Origin of the sequence: Aerococcus sp. UMB7834, assembly GCF_030215145.1 — a bacterium.
Classification (GTDB): Bacteria; Bacillota; Bacilli; order Lactobacillales; family Aerococcaceae; genus Aerococcus.
Genome location: NZ_JASOLI010000004.1, coordinates 177,387 through 196,073, shown reverse-complemented (window position 1 = coordinate 196,073; position 18,687 = coordinate 177,387). Strand labels below are relative to the sequence as shown.

The 18,687-nt window shown below is 47.4% G+C and carries 22 protein-coding genes; 8 read left to right on the top strand and 14 right to left on the bottom strand.

Going from position 1 to position 18,687, the window contains the following annotated elements:
• Window positions 1–178 precede the first annotated feature (178 nt).
• From QP339_RS04685 to QP339_RS04675, 3 genes are read right to left on the bottom strand one after another with little or no spacing between them, the layout of a single operon-like run.
• Window positions 179–1,045 (bottom strand): PPK2 family polyphosphate kinase, encoded by an 867-nt coding sequence (locus QP339_RS04685; protein ID WP_070616622.1) that lies wholly within the window; start codon window positions 1,043–1,045, stop codon window positions 179–181.
• A gap of 38 nt (window positions 1,046–1,083) precedes the next feature.
• Window positions 1,084–2,511 (bottom strand): DASS family sodium-coupled anion symporter, encoded by a 1,428-nt coding sequence (locus QP339_RS04680; protein ID WP_284910611.1) that lies wholly within the window; start codon window positions 2,509–2,511, stop codon window positions 1,084–1,086.
• A gap of 12 nt (window positions 2,512–2,523) precedes the next feature.
• Window positions 2,524–2,973, bottom strand: a complete 450-nt coding sequence (locus tag QP339_RS04675; protein ID WP_070616618.1) for a pyridoxamine 5'-phosphate oxidase family protein — start codon at window positions 2,971–2,973, stop codon at window positions 2,524–2,526.
• Window positions 2,974–3,116: 143 nt separating this feature from the next.
• Between QP339_RS04675 and QP339_RS04670 the strand changes: the two genes are divergently transcribed.
• From QP339_RS04670 to brnQ, 6 genes are all read left to right on the top strand, one after another.
• On the top strand, window positions 3,117–3,713 hold the full coding sequence (locus tag QP339_RS04670) for an LLM class flavin-dependent oxidoreductase (protein WP_284910610.1): 597 nt from the start codon (window positions 3,117–3,119) through the stop codon (window positions 3,711–3,713).
• Between the two features lie 2 nt (window positions 3,714–3,715).
• Window positions 3,716–4,165, top strand: coding sequence for an LLM class flavin-dependent oxidoreductase (locus QP339_RS04665; RefSeq protein WP_284910609.1), 450 nt, complete (start codon window positions 3,716–3,718; stop codon window positions 4,163–4,165).
• A 2-nt stretch (window positions 4,166–4,167) separates the two neighbouring features.
• Complete coding sequence (locus tag QP339_RS04660) at window positions 4,168–5,235, top strand: LLM class flavin-dependent oxidoreductase (protein ID WP_070616614.1); 1,068 nt, start codon at window positions 4,168–4,170, stop codon at window positions 5,233–5,235.
• A 12-nt stretch (window positions 5,236–5,247) separates the two neighbouring features.
• Window positions 5,248–5,814: an NADPH-dependent FMN reductase gene (locus tag QP339_RS04655; protein WP_070616612.1), complete on the top strand. Its 567-nt coding sequence runs from the start codon at window positions 5,248–5,250 to the stop codon at window positions 5,812–5,814.
• 68 nt (window positions 5,815–5,882) lie between these two features.
• Window positions 5,883–6,425, top strand: a complete 543-nt coding sequence (locus tag QP339_RS04650; protein ID WP_070616610.1) for a glutathione peroxidase — start codon at window positions 5,883–5,885, stop codon at window positions 6,423–6,425.
• Window positions 6,426–6,698: 273 nt separating this feature from the next.
• Window positions 6,699–8,009, top strand: a complete 1,311-nt coding sequence (gene brnQ, locus QP339_RS04645) for a branched-chain amino acid transport system II carrier protein (protein WP_070616608.1) — start codon at window positions 6,699–6,701, stop codon at window positions 8,007–8,009.
• A 114-nt stretch (window positions 8,010–8,123) separates the two neighbouring features.
• On the opposite strand, the gene QP339_RS04640 is transcribed toward brnQ, so the two are convergent.
• The 6 genes from QP339_RS04640 to QP339_RS04615 form a co-directional block, all read right to left on the bottom strand.
• A complete protein-coding gene (locus QP339_RS04640) occupies window positions 8,124–8,318 on the bottom strand; it encodes a hypothetical protein (RefSeq protein WP_284910608.1) in 195 nt (64 codons plus the stop codon).
• A gap of 1 nt (window position 8,319) precedes the next feature.
• The gene (gene feoB, locus QP339_RS04635; RefSeq protein ID WP_502869648.1) at window positions 8,320–10,461 is read right to left on the bottom strand and encodes a ferrous iron transport protein B; all 2,142 of its coding nucleotides are present in this window, start codon (window positions 10,459–10,461) and stop codon (window positions 8,320–8,322) included.
• 7 nt (window positions 10,462–10,468) lie between these two features.
• Window positions 10,469–10,690 (bottom strand): FeoA family protein, encoded by a 222-nt coding sequence (locus tag QP339_RS04630; protein ID WP_067974923.1) that lies wholly within the window; start codon window positions 10,688–10,690, stop codon window positions 10,469–10,471.
• An 18-nt stretch (window positions 10,691–10,708) separates the two neighbouring features.
• The gene (locus QP339_RS04625) at window positions 10,709–10,921 is read right to left on the bottom strand and encodes a FeoA family protein (RefSeq protein WP_067974918.1); all 213 of its coding nucleotides are present in this window, start codon (window positions 10,919–10,921) and stop codon (window positions 10,709–10,711) included.
• Window positions 10,922–11,171: 250 nt separating this feature from the next.
• Window positions 11,172–11,474 (bottom strand): hypothetical protein, encoded by a 303-nt coding sequence (locus QP339_RS04620; RefSeq protein ID WP_067974915.1) that lies wholly within the window; start codon window positions 11,472–11,474, stop codon window positions 11,172–11,174.
• Entirely contained in the window at window positions 11,474–12,208 is a 735-nt protein-coding gene (locus tag QP339_RS04615; RefSeq protein ID WP_284910606.1) for a YaaA family protein, read from the bottom strand. The genes QP339_RS04620 and QP339_RS04615 overlap by 1 nt, the downstream gene beginning before the upstream one ends.
• Before the next feature lie 305 nt (window positions 12,209–12,513).
• Here QP339_RS04615 and QP339_RS04610 point away from each other — a divergent pair, with 305 nt between their 5' ends.
• Window positions 12,514–13,263 carry a dioxygenase family protein gene (locus tag QP339_RS04610; RefSeq protein WP_284910605.1) on the top strand — a complete coding sequence of 250 codons (750 nt, stop codon included), beginning with the start codon at window positions 12,514–12,516 and terminating at the stop codon, window positions 13,261–13,263.
• Window positions 13,256–13,942: a protocatechuate 3,4-dioxygenase subunit alpha gene (gene pcaG / locus QP339_RS04605; RefSeq protein ID WP_284910604.1), complete on the top strand. Its 687-nt coding sequence runs from the start codon at window positions 13,256–13,258 to the stop codon at window positions 13,940–13,942. Before QP339_RS04610 ends, pcaG begins: the two co-directional genes overlap by 8 nt.
• 59 nt (window positions 13,943–14,001) lie before the next feature.
• On the opposite strand, the gene QP339_RS04600 is transcribed toward pcaG, so the two are convergent.
• The 5 genes from QP339_RS04600 to sppA all read right to left on the bottom strand — a co-directional run bounded on the left by QP339_RS04600 (window position 14,002) and on the right by sppA (window position 18,467).
• Complete coding sequence (locus QP339_RS04600) at window positions 14,002–14,910, bottom strand: class II fructose-bisphosphate aldolase (RefSeq protein ID WP_067974904.1); 909 nt, start codon at window positions 14,908–14,910, stop codon at window positions 14,002–14,004.
• Window positions 14,911–15,127: 217 nt separating this feature from the next.
• Window positions 15,128–15,568 carry a hypothetical protein gene (locus QP339_RS04595; protein WP_284910603.1) on the bottom strand — a complete coding sequence of 147 codons (441 nt, stop codon included), beginning with the start codon at window positions 15,566–15,568 and terminating at the stop codon, window positions 15,128–15,130.
• Window positions 15,501–15,779 carry a response regulator transcription factor gene (locus tag QP339_RS04590; RefSeq protein ID WP_284910602.1) on the bottom strand — a complete coding sequence of 93 codons (279 nt, stop codon included), beginning with the start codon at window positions 15,777–15,779 and terminating at the stop codon, window positions 15,501–15,503. The genes QP339_RS04595 and QP339_RS04590 overlap by 68 nt, the downstream gene beginning before the upstream one ends.
• A gap of 468 nt (window positions 15,780–16,247) precedes the next feature.
• The gene (locus tag QP339_RS04585; RefSeq protein ID WP_284910601.1) at window positions 16,248–16,625 is read right to left on the bottom strand and encodes a YbgA family protein; all 378 of its coding nucleotides are present in this window, start codon (window positions 16,623–16,625) and stop codon (window positions 16,248–16,250) included.
• Between the two features lie 135 nt (window positions 16,626–16,760).
• Window positions 16,761–18,467 (bottom strand): signal peptide peptidase SppA, encoded by a 1,707-nt coding sequence (gene sppA, locus QP339_RS04580; RefSeq protein WP_284910600.1) that lies wholly within the window; start codon window positions 18,465–18,467, stop codon window positions 16,761–16,763.
• Between the last annotated feature and the right edge of the window lie 220 nt (window positions 18,468–18,687).

Below are 18,687 nucleotides of genomic sequence, written 5' to 3'. Positions count from 1 at the left end.
CCTAACAAAATAAGACCCCCATTTCAAAGATGAAGGTCTTATTATTGGCTTTTCATGGATTTTAAAAATCAATTACGTTTAAATTTTCTTAACTTTTACCAGGCCTTATCCCTAAGTCAAAGTAGATGTAACTGTTTCCATAATTTCCTTTCTGAAAAATACAAAGTTTGTACTTGCTTTAAATTTCACCTTGACGGAGTTGGTCCGCTACTTTCTTGATTTCTGCCCGCTCCTCCTCTGAGAATTCTGGATATTGGGGATCCAATTGGGCTAAGATTTCGATCAGGGCCTGGGTGGCTATTTGGCGCGAGAGCCAGGGATTGTCAGCGGGCAGCACATACCAAGGGGCCGTTTCCGTTGCCGTATGGTTGAGCATGCCTTCAAAGACTTCCTGGTAGTGATCCCACTGCTTGCGGTCTTCAATATCGGAAAGTGAAAATTCATAATTCTTCTTAGGATTCTCAATTCGCTCCAACAAGCGATCGCGTTGGGTATCCTTGGACATATTAAAGAAGAGTTTTAGAACAGGAAAGCCGTTAGCTGTCAGATAATCTTCAAAGCCCTTGATCTGTTCATAGCGCTTGTTGATCAGCTCAGGGTCAGCCTTAATTTCTTCCGGTTGCTCCTCGGAATCTAAGGATTGGTGGATCTGAGGGGCAATAATATCTTCATAATAGGACCGGTTGAGAATGGCAATCTCCCCCCGCGCAGGTAGGCCCTCATGCATCCGCCAGAGATAGTCGTGGGCTTTCTCGTTATCGGAAGGCTTCTGGAAGGAAGTCACCTTGAGGGCCTGGGGCTGTAGCGTTGAGAAGATATAGCGAATAATCTCATCCTTGCCTGCTGCATCCAGGGCTTGGAGGACAATCAGAACGCCGCGCGTCCCTTCGGCTGTCAACCGGTTGTGCCAGTCCACAAGGTCAGGCACCAGGTCCTCATAAAGACTGTCCTTAAGCTTCTCATCATCTTCTTTTGATAAAACATGGCAAGGATAATCGGCCAAATGAATCTCTTGCCCCGTTAATTTATAGTCGTCAAGTGTCATCAGTATCCTCCTTATTAAATCATTCAAGCTTCAACTTACTAAAGCCAGCCCATCAAGCTAAAGCATAGGCTCCCGATACCTAGCCAAATGAGGAGGTAAATAACCCCCATCACGACTCCGTTGCGCCACCACTCGCCCTGGGTCACATAGCCAGTTGCAAAGATGATCGAAGCCGGACCACTGGCATAGTGGGTGGTCGAGGCACAAATATTCGTTACATAGGCTAGCATCAAGGCAGCATAAAGGGGAGGCGCTCCGGCAGCCAGGGCCACGGCTAAGAAAGCCGGATACATGGCGGTCACATGGGCAATCAAGCTGGCAAAGAAGTAGTGGCTGTAAAAGTACAAGAGACAGAGGGCTACAAAGACCCACTGCCAGGAATAGCCAGCAAGGGCTCCTGCCACACGCTCACTGAACCAAGGAATAAAGCCTTGACTATTCAACTGCTCGGCCATCATCATTAGGACAGCAAACCAGGACAAGGTATTCCAGGCTCCCGTCTCCCCTAAGATGTCCTGCCAGGATAGAACCCCTGCGAGGAGTAAGAAGGCCACAGCTAATACAGCCGTTGAAGTTGCATCCAAGAAGTGCCAGGATCCCGTTACCCAGAGCACTAAAGCTAGGACAAAAATCGCTCCTGTCCACTTCTCATCCCTGGATAGGGGCCCCTGGGCTTCCAATTCCTCCTGGGCCATTTGAGCAGCCTGGGGAGTAGCCCGAAGTTCCGGTGGTGATAAGAGTAAAAAAGCCAAGGGAACAATTAGAAGCGAAATAGCGCCGGGAACCAGAGCTCCCAAGAACCAATTCATCCAAGTAATTTCAATCCCGAAGTCAGCCGCAATGGCCTGGGCCAGTGGCTTAGTCGCGCCAGCCGTCAGGAAGAAGATGGCTACTATCGAATCACCGTGGTAGAGGCAATTCATCAGATAGGCTCCAATCCGCTTGCGAGAAGCCTCATGGGGGTAAGAGTCATAAGACCGGGCCAATGCCTGGGCAATCGGTGCCATGACACCGCCTGCCCGCGCTGTAGAGGACGGTGTGGCTGAACCGAGCACCAAGTCTACAGCTAAGAGGGCATAGGTCAAGCCCAGGGTTGTTTTCCCAAAAACTTGAATAAAGCGGTAAGCCATCCGCTGGCCCAGCCCTGACTTAATGATGGCCTTAGAGATAAAGAAAGCCATGACCACCAACCAGACACTCTTAGATGAAAAACCGGAAAAAGCCTCTGCACTCGGCACCGTATCTGTCACAAGAGTCGCTGCCAAGCCAATCATAGCTACTGCCCCCATGGGGAGGGGCTTGAGGATGATCCCCAAGATGGTCCCCACAAAGATAGCTAGCATATGCAGGGCTTCTGGCCTTAAATCACCAGGCCGCCAGGGAAAGAAGTAAATCCCTGCGCTGACTCCCAGGACGATGGCCCAGCTCTGCCAGGCCTGCAAGCTCCTTTTGTTGGAAGAGGTCATTGTCTCCACCTCCTAGAGGTCTCTGGCAGGTCCATCGCCAGGAAGTTCAAAGACATACTTGTGTCCTTGGCTCAGGCTATGATAGAAACCTTGGCCCTCATAGACCTGGAAGACTTGGATATCATCGCGGTCGGTTTGATCAGGATAAACCTGGTCAACGAAAGGATTATTGGATAAGACTTCTGCCAATTTATCTCGTCCTATTTCTCGAGCCTTGCCTTCAATCCGGATACTTTGAACCAGGTAATCATCGGTCTGGAAGGCCGCGATAGCTAGGTTGGGATTGGCCGATAACTGCTCGTAAAACTTAGTCTTGGGACTAGTCATGAAGAATATCCCTTTGTCATTAGCTAAGCCAATATGGATGGGCCGTGCGTGCGGTTTCCCCTCAGCATCGACGGTAGCAAAGATCCCAACACCCATATCCTCCTCGAGTATTCTTAGAATTTCAGTTGCATCCATTATTTACCACTCCTTTAAGCGTTTTCTTTATTATAACAAAAGCTTTGCCAATCCCCTAATCTTTCCGGCCAAAACTATTTGTTTCACTTTCGAAATAAATTCCTCTATAATGATAGTGAATATTTAGCGAAAGGAGCATACAGATGACCAAGCAAGCAGGCCTCGAATTTGGCCTCTATAGTCTAGGTGACCACCTGCCTCATCCAATTAGCGGAAAGAAGCTAAGCGCAGCTGAACGACTCGAAGAACTGATTCAACTCGCTAAATTAGCTGAAGATGCAGGCTTCGATGCCTTCCAGGTCGGAGAATCCCACCAAGATTATTTCGTCTCCCAATCCAATTTCATTATCCTATCAGCCATTGCTAGGGAAACAAATTCCATCAAGATTGGCTCAGCCGTCACTACCCTCTCGGTCCTCGATCCTGTCCGGGTCTACGAAGATGCGGCGACTATTGACCTCATCTCTAAGGGACGGATGGAAATTGTCGCTGGCCGCGCCTCTCGCGTGGGCTCCTTCGATCTTTTTGGCTATGACTATAAAGACTACGATGCCCTCTTCGAAGAGAAAATCCGCCTGCTCTGGGAACTAAGGCATAAGGATCGGATCACTTGGTCTGGCGACTTCCGACCTGAACTTAGGACCAGGCCATCCTGCCCGAAGCTTTTGCAGCGGACAGCCTACCCATCTACCGGGCCATCGGGAATTCAGATGCTTCAGCCTATGAAGCCGGCAAGTTAGGCATGCCGATCTACCAAGCCCATCTGGCTGGAGCAGCCCAGACCTATGCGCGGCGGATTCAGGTCTTCCGTGATGCCGCCGAGGAATACGGTCATGACCCAAGCAAACTCCCTGTGCAAACAGGCGGCTTTCTCTTCCTGCGCGAAAGCACAGACCAGGCCTACCGCGACTTCTGGCCCCACTTGGACGCTGGTTTCAGGAAAACCAACGGCCAGCCCTTCTCCAAGCGGGCCTTTGCCCAGGGCCAGTCGGTTAAGAGCATCACGACGGTCGGAGAGTCCCAGCTTATTATCGATAAATTACTCATGCAATACGAGCTCTTTGGCCAGCAACGTTTCAATGGTGAGATTGATTTTGGCGGCCAAAGTATGGACAGTATCAGACAGACCCTGGACCTCTTCGCTGAGAAGGTCCTACCCGTTGTGAAAAAATACACGCAAAAAGGAGCATAAAAATGACAAACAATCCACATATTATCCCACAAATTGACCGCAGCCAGGGCCTTGAATTTGGCCTCTACAGCCTAGGTGACTATATGCCCAACCCCCATACAGGAGACTGGGTCAGCCCCGAAAACCGGCTCCAACAATTCATTGAAATGGCCCAGTTAGCTGAAGATGCCGGGGTAGATATCTTCCACCTAGGCGAATCCCACCAAGAATACTTCATCTCCCAGGCCCATATGATCATCCTCTCTGCCATCGCCCAAGCAACGGACACGATTGGCATTGCTTCCGCTGCGACCATTATTTCCACCTCCGACCCCGTCCGCGTCTATGAGAATGCGGCGACCATTGACTTACTGTCCGGTGGTCGGATGGAAATTGTCGCAGGCCGGGCCTCACGCATCGGGCTTTTTGAACTCTTGGGCTATGACTTCAAAGATTATGAAGCCCTCTACGAAGAAAAATTAGACCTCCTCCTCCAGATTAATGAAGAAGAAGAGGTCACCTGGTCCGGACAATTCCGCCCTAGCCTGGATAAAGCCCGGGTCCTCCCCCGGTCTAAAGAAGGCCTCCCCATCTGGCGGGCAGTTGGTGGCCCCGCAGACTCCGCTATCAAAGCCGGCCTTAAAGGGGTCCCTATGTACATTACGACCCTTGGTGGATCTTCCGAATACTTCAAACATTCCATTGATATTTACCGGTCCGTCCTCCATGAAAAAGACTTTGATGCAGAGGCTATGCCTGTGACCACTTCTGGCCTCATGTACATCCACGAAGACCAGAACACCGCCTTCAAAAACTACTACAAACACTTGGACGAAGGCATGCGCAAGGCTAATGGCACTGGCTTTGACAAGCGGCTCTTTGCCCAGGCTAAGGACTACCGAGACTCCCTCAATGTGGGCGACCCTGAGCTTATTATTGATAAAATCCTCTACCAGCATGAGCTCTTCAACAACCAACGCTATACCGCTCAAATCGACTTTGGCGGCATTCCCATGGATGATATCCGCCGCATGATCGACCTCCTAGGTGAGAAAGTCATCCCTACCGTCAAGAAATATACCCGCCAATAGAAAGGATAAAGCATGAATATACTCGTACTCTCCGGCTCCAATGTGGGCCGCAAAACAGAAATTGCCACTAAAGCCCTCTACCAAGAACTCCAAGACCATTACGGCGACCACAAGCTAAACTATCTCAACCTCAAGGAACTGGACATGGTCTTTGCGGATGGGCGTAATTTCCTAGACTACAAGGGGGATACTAAAACTGTCGCCCGGTCTGTCATGGACGCCGATGTGCTCTTCATCGGCACTCCCATCTTCCAAGCCTCCATCCCTGCCAGCCTGAAGAATGTCTTTGACCTCCTCCCCCAAAAAGGCTTGGAACATAAAACAGTGGGCATCATCGCCTCTTCTGGCTCTAACCGCCACTACCTCATTCCAGAGCTCCAATTGAAGCCCATCCTCAATTATATGAAGGCTAATGTGACTCCCCGCTATGTTTATCTCAACGATCGCGACTTCGGTATCGACGAGATCCACAATGATGACGTCCTCTTCCGCATCAAGGACCTGGTGGATGAAACCATGGTCCTAGCCGAGACCTACCAAGAAATTCTGCGCAAGGAAGATGAGAAATTCGGTTTTTAAAATCATGAGCGAATCATTTTATAAAGCCAGCAAGTGCTCTATAATATAAGTGAGGAGGAATTAAAGCTATGACCATTTATGATTATTCTGTCGAGCGTCCAGATGGGACTACCTTAGACCTAGCAGAGCTCAAAGGCAAGGTCCTCTTAATCGTCAACACAGCCACCCGTTGTGGTTTCACTGGTCAGTATAAAGACCTTCAAGCGCTCTATGACAACTATCACGACCAGGGCTTAGAGATCATCGATATCCCCTGCAATCAATTTAAAGACCAGGCGCCCGGATCTGACCAGGATATCCAAGAATTCTGCCAGTTAAACTACCAAACCGAATTCCCTCAAATGAAGAAGGCTAAAGTCAATGGTCCCGACCAATTAGACCTCTATCGCTATCTTAAGAGCCAGCAAGCTTTCCATGGTTTCGGTAAGTCAGCTAAGGGCTTGGCCCTCGCCGCTATGCTCAAAGTTCAGGATAAGAACTACCAGCAGAATCCAGATATCAAGTGGAATTTCACCAAATTCCTGGTTGACCGCAATGGCCAAGTCGTCGCCCGCTACGAGCCCAGCCATTCCCTCAAAAAACTCGGCCAACATATCCAAAGCCTCTTGTAGGTTCTCAATGATATTTTAAAGCCCTGAAACACCTAAAGGGATCTAATCTCAGATCTCTTTAGGCGTTCAGGGCTCATGTTTTGTTCGAATTTTTCCATAATTCGGTCAGTCAAACAGCAAAGCAATCACTGTCGATTTGTAAGGACAATTGAAACAATAAATAAGCAAAACTGATCATTTGTGGAAATTTTCTAAATAAATTTGGTAAAACTCTCTCATTCGTTAATTTTTTGTGTTATCATAGGTACCATCATAAATAGAAAGATTGTTATAATGAATATAAAAACAAAAGACATTATTATTATTGGTTTCGCCCTCTTTGCCATCTTCTTTGGCGCTGGAAATTTGATTTTTCCGCCATATCTAGGCGTTCTGGGCGGCGAGAATTGGTTAAATGCTGCCTTTGGTTTTCTGATGTCAGACCCTCTCTTCCCCATCCTGGGGGTCCTCGTGACCATAGCCCTGGGGGGACGGGCGGATGATTTAGGACGGCGAGTCCATCCTAAATTTGGAATTATCCTCGCCGGGATCTCAGTAGTTCTGATTGGCCCCCTCTTCTCCGTACCGCGGACCGGGGCCACAACGCATGAGGTCTTCGTCCAATCACTTTGGCCCGACGCCCCAATTTGGATCACTTCTTTGATCTTCTTCTCCTTGACGGCCTATTTAGCCCTCAATCCAAGTAAGGTGATCAACAATATTGGGAAGTACCTGACACCAGCTATTATTATCATTCTAACGGTTCTCGTCATCTCAGCGATTATTAATCCTGTGGGCGCCCCCCAAGCTAGTCAAATCGACCATACCTTCGCTTATGGCTTTAGGGAGGGTTACCAGACCATGGATGCTCTAGCCGCTTCGATTCTTGCCAGCGTGGTCATGTCTGAACTGAAGCAGCGGGGCTATACAGATAAGAAGACTCAAATGAAGGCCGGTGTCCTAGTTGGGATCGTCGCCTTTGCCCTCTTAGCGGTCGTCTACTTGTCGCTCACTTACGCAGGCTCAACGGTCTCTAGCCTCTTTACCATAGCGGATGACCGGACTGTCGTTTTCACCGGGACTGTAGCGCAAATTCTCGGCCCCTATGGCAATCTCATCATGGGGGTCTGCGTGACTCTGGCCTGCTTAACTACGGCCGTGGGGATCACCTCCGCCTGTGCCAGCTTCTTCGTGGGCCAATCCAAGGGACGCTGGACCTACCAGGCAGTGACACTGACCTGTGTGGCTATTGAATTCGTGATTTCTTTAGTAGGAACAACACGGATTATTGACTTTGCCAGCTTTGTATTGACCCTGATCTATCCGATCGTGATGGTCCTGATCATCTTCTCACTCTTCGACCGTCACATTAAATACAATGCCACTTATACTGGAGCGGTCATCGGTGCAGGCTTGATTGGTTTAGTCCAAGCCCTAGCCATCTTAGGCCGTTACTTCGAGACCTTGAAGCTAGAGCCGATCTTAAACTTTATCAGCCAGCTTCCCCTTAGCCAATACGGTTTGGAATGGTTCCTGCCTTCTCTACTCTGTGCACTCGCCTGCACTCTCTACGCCTATTGGCAAGGTCGCCAAAGCCCAGCTTAAAACAAAAATGCCAAGTCGATTAAATGACTTGGCATTTTTTATGCTTCTGTAACTATAAGGCTCAAATGATAGATATAAGTACTTCCTTCACTTATTTTGGGTCTGTAGCTTCAGCTATTTTAACTTGCAATAGTAGGAGCTTTGACCCTTTACTTTGGCCTTTTTGATCGGCTTGCAGGAGCCGGCGCAACCTTCTCGCTTAAAGGCGCAGGCGGCACAGGGACCTTGCCCGTGGAATTCTTGATAGACGGTGCGTCCAGCATAGAATATGATCGGAATAAGGATCAGCAAGACTAAAATATCTCCCATATTAAACCCTCCTTAAATGAGCCAAGGCAGGCTTGGCTTGGTATGGACGCTTGAAGAAGACCATGTACACCATACCTGCTAAAGTCAGGCAAGCCATGGCTGTCCAAACGTCAAAATGACCGGTTGTCCACCAAGTCCCGAACTGGTAGATCATCAGCGAAATACCGTAGGCTAGGAAGCACTGGTAAATCACCGCAAAAAGAGTCATTTTATCGTCCATCATCTCCCGACGTAGGGCCCCCACAGCTGCCATACAAGGCACGCAGAGCAAGTTGAAGGTCATCAGTGAATAACCAGCAATCGGTGTAAAGGCCTGGGACAGTTGGGGCCAGAACTCTGCCCCATCTTCAGCAGCTTCCGCATAGCCAAAGAGAATGCCGAAAGTCCCTACCAAGTTTTCTTTGGCTAAAAGACCAGTTACTGAAGCCACAGCAGCCCGCCAATCACCCCAGCCTAAGGGCGCAAAGAGAGGGGCTAAGACACGGCCCAAACTCGCCAGGATAGAGTCTCCTGTTTCCACCAAGTTCAGCTGCCAGTCGAAAGTCTGCAGGGCCCAAATCATCACAGTTGACAAGAGGACGATAGTGCCGGCTTTTTTGACAAAGGCTTTGGTCCGTTCAAAAACTGTCCGCAAGACCCCGCTTAAGCTCGGCAGGTGGTAGCTTGGCAGTTCAATAACAAAGGGTGCCGGATCCCCCGCAAACCAGCGGGTCTTTTTGAGCATAATCCCTGAGAGAACGATGGCGCCAATCCCCATAAAATAAGTCGATAGGGCCACCCAGTCGGCATGGGGGAAGAAGGCCCCCGTAATCAGAGCAATAATCGGCAACTTAGCTCCACAAGGGATAAAGGTGGTCGTCATAATGGTCAAGCGGCGGTCATTGTCATTTTCAATGGTACGCGCCGCCATGATGCCCGGAACCCCGCAACCGGTCGAAACTAAGATGGGGATGAAAGACTTCCCAGATAAGCCAAACTTACGGAAGATTCGGTCGAGGACAAAGGCAATCCGGGCCATATACCCGCAGTCTTCCAAGAAGGCTAGGCAGATAAAGAGCACCATCATCTGCGGTAAGAAGCCTAGGACAGCCCCCACACCAGCCACAATCCCGTCCATAATCAAGGCTTGTAGCCAGTCCGACACGCCTAGACTCGCCAAGAGCCCGCCCAGGTGTTCAGGGACAAATTCGCCGAAGACCTGGTCATTGACCCAGTCTGTCCCTTGCTTACCGATCGTTGAAACGGCCAGATAATAAACCAAATACATCACACCCGCAAAAATGGGCAAGGCCAGGAAGCGGTTGGTGACGATGGCATCCACTCGGTCAGTCAAGCTCAACTCCTCTTGGCTTTCTTCTTGGACACAGTCGGCAATCATCTGGCTAATCCATTCATAGCGGCTCGTTGCCATAATCCCTTCTGAATCGTCATCATAGGCGTTCTCCAGCTGGTCGATAAGCGCTTCGATTGACTTGGCTTGGTCATCGGATAGGTCAAGTCCTTCGACCACTTCTGTATCGCGTTCAAAAGTCTTGATCGCATACCAGCGCAGGCGGTCAGCCGGCACCTGTCCGTCTATAATCTCAGCAATCTCACCAATCACCTTCTCGACTCGGTGGGGGTATTTTTTAGGGGGTTGGTAAGGAAGCTTTTCTTCAGCGCGGACAATTGCTGCTTCCGTCAATTTAGCGACCCCGGTCCATTTAAGGGCCGATATAGGGGCTACCGAACAGCCCATTGCCTCACTGAGACGCTGACTATCAATTTGGATGCCGCGTTTCTTCGCAATATCCATCATGTTGAGGGCCACGACAACCGGAATCCCCACTTCTGTCAATTGGGTGGTGAGGTAGAGGTTACGTTCAAGACTGGAAGCATCCACAATATTTAAGATCAGGTCAGGGTCTTCCTCCAAGATATAATTTCTAGAAATCAACTCTTCCGAAGTATAGGGAGACAGGGAGTAAATCCCCGGCAAGTCCTCTAACCAGACCGAGCTATCGGCCTTGAGCGCTCCGCCTTTCTTCTCGACCGTTACTCCCGGCCAGTTGCCCACTCTCTGATTCGATCCTGTCAATGCATTAAAAAGGGTTGTCTTGCCGGTATTCGGATTACCGGCCAATGCCAATTTAACCGTCATCATTCACTCCTTATTCCACTTCAACACATGCGGCATCTTTTTTCCGCAAACTCAACTCATAGCCCCGAACGGTCAATTCCATAGGGTCGCCAAGGGGTGCCAACTTCCGCAGGGTCACTTGGGCCCCCTTGGTCAGTCCCATATCCCGGAGGCGTCGCCTTAAGATCCCTTCAGCATGGACGCCCTTCACCCGAACACTTTCTCCCAATGTTACTTGGTCTAAGGTTTTCATCTCTTACTTTCTCTCCTTTTAGCGAAGCAGGATATGCATGGCCATAGAGCGATTCAAGGCCAGGCGAGTCCCTTTCAAGTCCACAATCAAATCCCCCGCTAGTTCGTTTCGTACCGTAATTTCAGCTCCGGGTACGAAGCCCAGGTCCGTTAAACGTTTCACAATTTGCTTGGAACCGACTAGACGAGCGATCGTTCCTGTCTCTCCTTTTGTTAACATGGCTAAATACATATGCGCCTCTCATTGATTCTAATTCTCAGTTACATGTTCATCACTTAACTATTTTATGCCTGATACCCTATTCATGTCTACCATAATTTTCTTTTTTAGAGAAAGATTTGACAGTATAAAAGTTTGATTTGTCAGTATTTTGTAAGGAAATAGAATAAAAGAATAACAATTTGAAAATTGAATCACAAGTAAAAAGGACTAAGACAAATTGCTCAGTCCTTTTTAATCTATTTTGAGTAATTAAGAATACTTAAGCCAGGTCGTGGCTGGAGATGCGACGGCTAGTGGTTAAAGACCGGAAGAGAAAGTAGCAGGGCTTCCCCTTGTAATCTGCTAAGGAAGCGACTTGTTGGCCACATTCCGGACAGTTCAAGGCTTTAGCTAGAGGCTGGAGGGGGAAGTTAGCCGAGTGGATGCGGTGGACCTGGAGTTTGATCAGGTTACCCCGCCCTACCTTATAGTAAATCGCTAAATCGGCCTTGCAGACCTGGCAGGAAACCAACAAAAGGTGGCTGTTCTTGACTTTCTTCCGGTAGGGATTCTGATAGTTCATCAGGTCTGATCCTCCTCGTCTTGGATAAAGACTAAAAGCCCTTCTTTAGAAGCTGACGGGGCATAAGTAAAGCCCTCCGCTTGAAAAGTCTTAAGTGCTTCGATACTTTCCGCCTGGTCGTGGACCAAGGCATTAGCCATCTTGCCCCGTAATTTCTTGGCGGTAGCAGACGGAGCCTTCTTCAATTTGCCCTGGCGATATTGGCAGAATTCGACCTCAAGCCAGTCATAACGATCAACTTGGAGCATGCTGGCATATTCTTGACTCGCGAGATTAACCACCACTTCGCCTGGTTGGAAGGCCTGGTCGAAACTCCCCTTCCAATATTGGCGCAAGGACTGACCATCGATCCGCAAGGGCATGGTAAAGTCCAAACGATAGGCCTTGATCGGAGTAAAAGCGCTAATAGGACCATACAAAGCGGAAAGAACCACGACATGGTCTGCGAGATAATCCTCCTGGCTGGCGGTCAAATTCTCCAAGTCAAATTGCCGGAAAGCTAGTCCATGATAGAGCTGGATGGCTGGATAAGTCGTCTTCTGGTCAAAAGCTGCTATCATCTCCTGAACCGGACCAGCTTGCTTGTCCGACAGTTTAAGAGCTTTTTGGAGCTCGCCCCCTTCCAGGCTTTTCACCTGGTCAACGATTTGTTGACTCTTAGCGGACAGATCCCAATCCTCGGTTAGAGGATGAGAAAGATCCTGCTCTTTGGCTGGGGATAAGATAATCTTCATAGCAAACGCCTCCTTCAATCAAGATCTATTATGCCTGATGGCGTCCTCCCTGTCCACCCGACCAGGCCTTCTAATACAATATTGTTTGCAGTGATCGTTGAAGCAAGCTTTGGCTGATAATCAGCCCAGGCTATAAAGCCCAGTTTAAAGGACTTTTTGCTTAAAAACTAACTTTCCTCTAGCAGCAGAAAAAAATAACGATATTTGCATGATTGTTTTTATTTGCATGTTTATTTTGAGCTGTGCTAGGATACAGACAACCCTTTAATTTAACTTTAAAGCCCACAAAAGAAAGGACGTCTTAGATGACTAACAAAAGCCTGAAGAACGCCCAAGCCTGGGAACACATTAAAGAATACGGCCACGAAATGGATGAAGCAGAATTCAAATCCTTCTTCCCTCTCTTTGAGCCGGGTCCTGGCCCCGCCCTCGTTGATAAGTATGGTAAAAATGATGACCTCACCAAAAATGCTGGCACTGGCGACGAAGCCATTGGCCAACGCATTATTGTCAAGGGCCGCGTCCTCGATGAGAATGGAAAGCCTGTTCCTAAAGCCTTTATCGAAATTTGGCAAGCCAATGCAGCGGGCCGCTATATCCATAAGTTAGACTCTTGGGATGCCCCCCTCGATCCGAACTTCATCGGGAGCGGTTGGACCTACACAGATGAAGACGGCAACTACGAATTTACCACCATCAAACCTGGTAACTATGCCTGGAAACCCGATATCAACCAATGGCGACCTGCCCATATCCACTTCTCAGTGATGGGACCTGCCCTCGCCGACCGTTTAGTGACCCAACTCTACTTCGAAGGGGACCCTCTCCTAGACTATGACGAAGGGATCTACCTCGATCTCGATGAAGACGAGCGCAAGCGCGTTGTGGCAACTTATAATCACGACTTCACCGAACCAGACTGGGCCCTAGGCTACCAATTCGACATGGTACTCCGCGGCTCAAGTGCTTCCCCAACCATGCCTAACCGCCACCAACTCAGTGACGAAGAACGCCAAGATCTCAAAGATAAAGGAGTGGACTTAATCGATGACTAAGGTAGACCAAGAACACCTCGACCCCATCCGAACGCCCCAACAAACAGTGGGGCCCTATGCCAGTCTAGGACTGGTGGCTGATGAAGCCAATGACCATATCACTAATGACCTAATCGAAGACGGTGGTCAAGGCCAAGAAATTATCATCCAGGGAAATCTCTTCGGCTCAGACGGTAAGCCTCTATTTAACGTCCTTGTTGAAATTTGGCAGGCTAATTCCGAAGGGGTCTTCAACCACCCTGCCTTTAAGGACCGGGAAGGCTATGATCCTAGCTTTGTAGGCTTTGGGCGAACCATTACAGATGAAAGTGGAGCATACAGCTTCAGAACCTTCAAACCTGGAGCTATCCTAGAAAAAGACTATCCCGAATTTTCCCAATCTCCTCATATTCTCGCCTTTGTCCACGCCAGTGGGGTCTCCTACCCTCTCTATACCCGGATCTACTTCGAAGACGAAAGCCAAGATGACCACTTCATCCAACAAGTCTCCGAAGAAGAAGCTAAGACTTTGATTGCTAAGAAAGTAGAAGGCACAGACCTCCCAACTTACCAATTTGATATCATCCTCGATGGCGATGCTGAAGATATGGTCCTTGAATCCAAGCTCGATGGTGAAGAAGTCGACGAGCTCCCAGATGGATCAGGAAAAGCTACGACCTACTTCTTCCATTTTAAATAAGCCATTAATATTAAAAAGCCAGGCAGTGAAAGCCTGGCTTTTTTGAGTGATAGACTTAATTATTCTTCGTTTAATGAAGCTTCATCAAAGACAACTTTAGAGTCTTTGTTGTCGATTGGACGAGTTCCCATCCAGCCGATCATTTCTTTCATAGATTCAGTAATTGCGTCAGTCCCAGCACGTAGGAGTTTACGTGGGTCATAACCCTTGTTCGCTTTGTCGATATCTTTGTCAGCTAAGATGTATTCACGAGTTGCTTTTTGGAAAGCTAATTGGAATTCAGTGTTGATGTTGATCTTAGCAATACCCAGTGAGATTGCTTTTTGAATTTGGTCTTGAGGAATACCTGAACCACCGTGCAATACCAATGGATTATCCACTGCATCAGCGATTTCTTTCAAGCGTTCGAAGTTTAAGCCTTCCCAGCCTTCTGGGTAAACCCCGTGGATGTTACCAATACCACAAGCTAATTTGTCAACGCCTGCTTCAGCAAACATCACAACTTCATCAACAGAAGCTAATTCACCGACACCTTGGTTTTCACCAATTTTACCGATTTCAGCTTCTACAGAAATCCCGCGTTCATGAGCTAAACGAACGATTTCTTTGGTGTTTTTCAAGTTTTCTTCAAGGGGAAGATCATGGCCATCATACATAACTGAGGAATAGCCTAAGTCGATACATTCCTTAGCAGCTGCGAAGTCACCATGGTCTAAGTTTAAGATGACTGGGATGTCAGCTTCCATAGCATCCATTTCATTCAGGACTAAGTCACGAACCACTTTGTAGCCACCCATATATTTAGCAGCACCAGTAGACACTTGAATTAATAATGGTGTACGAGTTTCTTTCGCCCCACGAATTAATGCACGTGTCCATTCCAAGTTGTTTGTGTTGTATGCACCCACTGCATATTGGTTGTCGCGAGCGTGTTGTAAAATCTCGTTACCATTCACTAAAAAAGCCATCAAAAATACCTCCTAAAATTTTTACCGAGTTCATTATACCCTACTAATTAAATTTTTCACAGCCCTTTTTACAAATTAAATCGCTTTCATAATCAAAAACAATCAAATACGGTCAAAAGTTAGCAAGAAATTCAATAAAAACGATTAAAAAAAGTCATTTCAGAACAAAAATAACTTTTTTGTGGATTTTATAAGCTTATTTTAGCGACCAATTTCTCTAAACACTATCACTTTCCTTCAAATTTTCCATCTTCGCAGCCAAGTCCTCCTCCAGTTCAACAATCGACTGACGGAGCTTCTGGAGGGCCTTGAGCTGGTCTTTGATTTCGTATTGGACCTTGGCGTCAATGAAGGTATTATCTAACCAGACATCCACGAAATTATCGCCCCAAGTATCACTAATTTCATCTGGGAGGGATAGACCGAGGTCAGCCAGTTCATGGTCCAATTTATCTAGGCCACGTTTGAGGTCTTCAAGCTCTTGGTTAGACCTTTTCATATGATCGCGTTTCATCATAGACGAGAAGAATCCTCCGCCTAATAAGTCCATCACGCCCCAACCAGAGGCATCTTGCAGGGATTTAATGGCTTTATCCAAACCCAACAAAACTTCTTGAGCTGCTTGACGCGCTTCCTTCACTTCTTCTAGTGTCTGCATCCTTGATCATCTCCTCTGCTAGATAAAGATCAAAACCATTCCCATCCGGCAAATTTAAATCGAGAATAGCCAGATCGTAGGATTGCCTAGCTGCTGCTTGTCCTTCTGCGAAATTCCTCGCCAAGCCCACATCAAAACCATGCTTGGTCAAAAAGTCGACAGTCTCTTGGCCAATCGCGGGATCATCTTCAACTAAAAGCAGAGAATTCATGTCAAACCTCCTCAAATGTTGACAGTCCTTCATATCTTCTTATCCTTCACTTCTATTCTATCAGATCATAGTGTTTTTTCTAACAAACAAGAACGAACTTCTGACACTACAAGAATTGTCAGAGGTTCGTTCTTAGCTTTAGCTTTGAAATAAACGATACCTTAATCATACTGGGATAGCAGGAAAATGATGATGAAAAATTCTAAAACACAGGAATGATTTCGAACAAACTACTCTCAACAAGTTCACGCTAGTCTGAATTACTTCAACTTACGCCAAACCTGTAGAAAGCGCTTTAATTAGCTAAAAGTGTTGGGAATTACTGTAAGATGCTCCGAACTACTCTTCAACGTTTACACTCACTTAAGAGAGTGTAATATTGTCTAGGATCTCGCTTTGAATTTCCATGCCAACAAAGAACTTCTTTATCAACTAAAGCTCTTAAAAGCTTACGAGCTGTTACATCACTCATTGTTCCAATAACTTGGATTGGCCTAAATAGTCATTGGGATAGCTTGCTAAAAGCCTTCTCGCTGCCTCAGCCAGCTGGTCCTGCTCCACTTGCCCCTCCCAGTATGCCGACAACAAGTTCATAAAATCAACCTTCTCTTGGTCGGTTGCCAACTTTTTAAAGTAGCCCCAGACATGCTGGTAGGCATTGACGACCTGGCCAGGGTCTTCGGGCAAGGCTTTTGCCTCTTCGATATAAGTTTCTAGCACAGCTAATTCAGGCTGGTCATTTTTTAAATACTCTCGAATTTCTCGGTAGATCTTCTGTGACTTGCTCAATACCAGGTACTTATTTTGTGCCCACAGCTTTTGGCAGGCTTGGACTTGCTTGGTCATTTTTCCCCCTCCTATCAGTCTTTTAAGCCTATGATAAAACAAATACTTGAACTTGTCTTTTAATTTCTTGCATCGCTTTTGGAGGACATAGGGATTCCAGTCAACTTTTTAGGCGCAAGCTATTTATCATTACTACTATATTTTGCGGCGAACCCTCTCATAGAATTGAATAGGATTCTTTTCGAGCAATTGGGCCTTCAAGAGGTCTTCTACTGTGTTTAAGGTCAAGGGGCCGCCTACTTGTTTGAGTAGGTCACGGCTATCGACTTTCTCTTGGATATAGACAAGATCTGGATCTTCAAGTCCTAGGTGTTTAGCTAGAGCCTCCACGCAGTCATTCAGAGAGCCAATCTCATCGACTAGGCCTTTGTGGAAGGCCTGCTGTCCCAGGTAAACTCGGCCGCCAGCTAAGGGCTCCAAGTCGTCTGCCGCTATCTTTCGCGCAGCCGATACCCGGTCCTTAAACTCAGTGTAGACAGCTTCCATACTAGCAACGTAACGGCCTTTCGATTCATCAGACAGGGGCTCGAAGGGGTTCAAAAAATCGGTCCCTTGCCCCTTGCTGACGCTTTCCAGATGGAGATCTAATTTCTCTATGGTCCCAGTAAATTCTGGAACCATGGCCACCACGCCAATCGACCCTGTTAAGCTATTTCGATTAGCGAATAAGCGCTCTCCTGCACAAGCAATGTAATAGCCCCCACTGGCACAATAATCGCCCATCGAGACATAGGTCGGTAAGTCTAAATGCTTGAATAGTTGATAGATCTTCTCTGCTTCAAGGGCTTCCCCACCTGGACTATCAAGTCGAATCACCAGGCCGCGCACATGATCCATCTTCTTAATCTGGTCGACCTTATTCTTAACATTCTCGTAAGAAATATGTGTTTTTTGGCCAGGCTTGGATTGAATCGTCCCCGAGAGACAGATAAGGGCTAGCTCGTCTTGGTCGGCCGAGCGACTGGTCCATTTTTTGAGCGGCTTTAGGCCAAGGTGACTTTCCTTATCGCTCAGACACTCATAAGTATCAAATGAAACGGTATGCTCTGAGTCGTGAATATCTAAGTCGTCGTAGCCCAGGTAGCCATCGACCAAGCCCAATGCTAGGGCCTGTTGGCGGTTAGCCAGAACAAGGTCCCCTGCTAAGAGTGCTTCCTCAATATCTAGCCCGCGCTTTTCTTTAAGCAAATCAATGAAATAGGTCAAAGACTCGTGCCCTAGGGCTTGCAGGGATTCTTGCCTCGCTGGACTCATCTGATTATGGTGGTAGGCTTCACCAGCTAGCTTATAGTCTCCAATTGATAAGACATGCATTTTAAGGCCAAACTTAGCCAAGAAATCTTTGAGATAAAGGTCATAATAAGCATAGCCCCGCAACCACAAGCTCGCATTATTGGTATCCAGCATATAAATCTTGGGCGCTAATAAGGCCATTTGATAAGTCTGCTGGTCATAAGTTGTGCCATAAGCAAGGACTTCCTTGTGCTTGGCCATTTCTTCGAATAAGGGACAGACTTCTTCAATTTGGGCTAAGCTTAAGTCCATACGGTCAACATTCAGGTAGACCCGCTCGATCTGTGGATCGTCCACTAAGTCTTCTAACTTAGCTAGGAAAGTATAATACGAGTCGTCTGCCTCCCTGGATATCAAAGAACTTGTCTGGTCTTCTTTCAAATCGTCTGTATCAATTACCACTTGTCTGACTGCCTTGGTCATCACTTCCTTAGTCGGTGAAGATTTAGCCTTCAGTTTCTTGTAAACGATCCCAGACAAGATTCCTAGTAAGGCAATAAAAATCACAGCCACTAGCAAACCTTCGATCAAGGCGCGAACAATAAACATGTCATCAGTCTTTTTTTACTTTAAAATTTACCACACCCTTCTCTGCAGCGATGAGGTGGATAGATTCATTGTATAACAGCTAGAAGGCAAAGGGAATATGATAGTTTTTTGTTATATTCTTATAGTTAAAGCTTTGGCCTAGTTAGCTTCTCCCTCAAACAGAAAAGAAGCTCCATCAATGGAACTTCTTCCTTATCTATATCCTACTTCATTGCTTAAA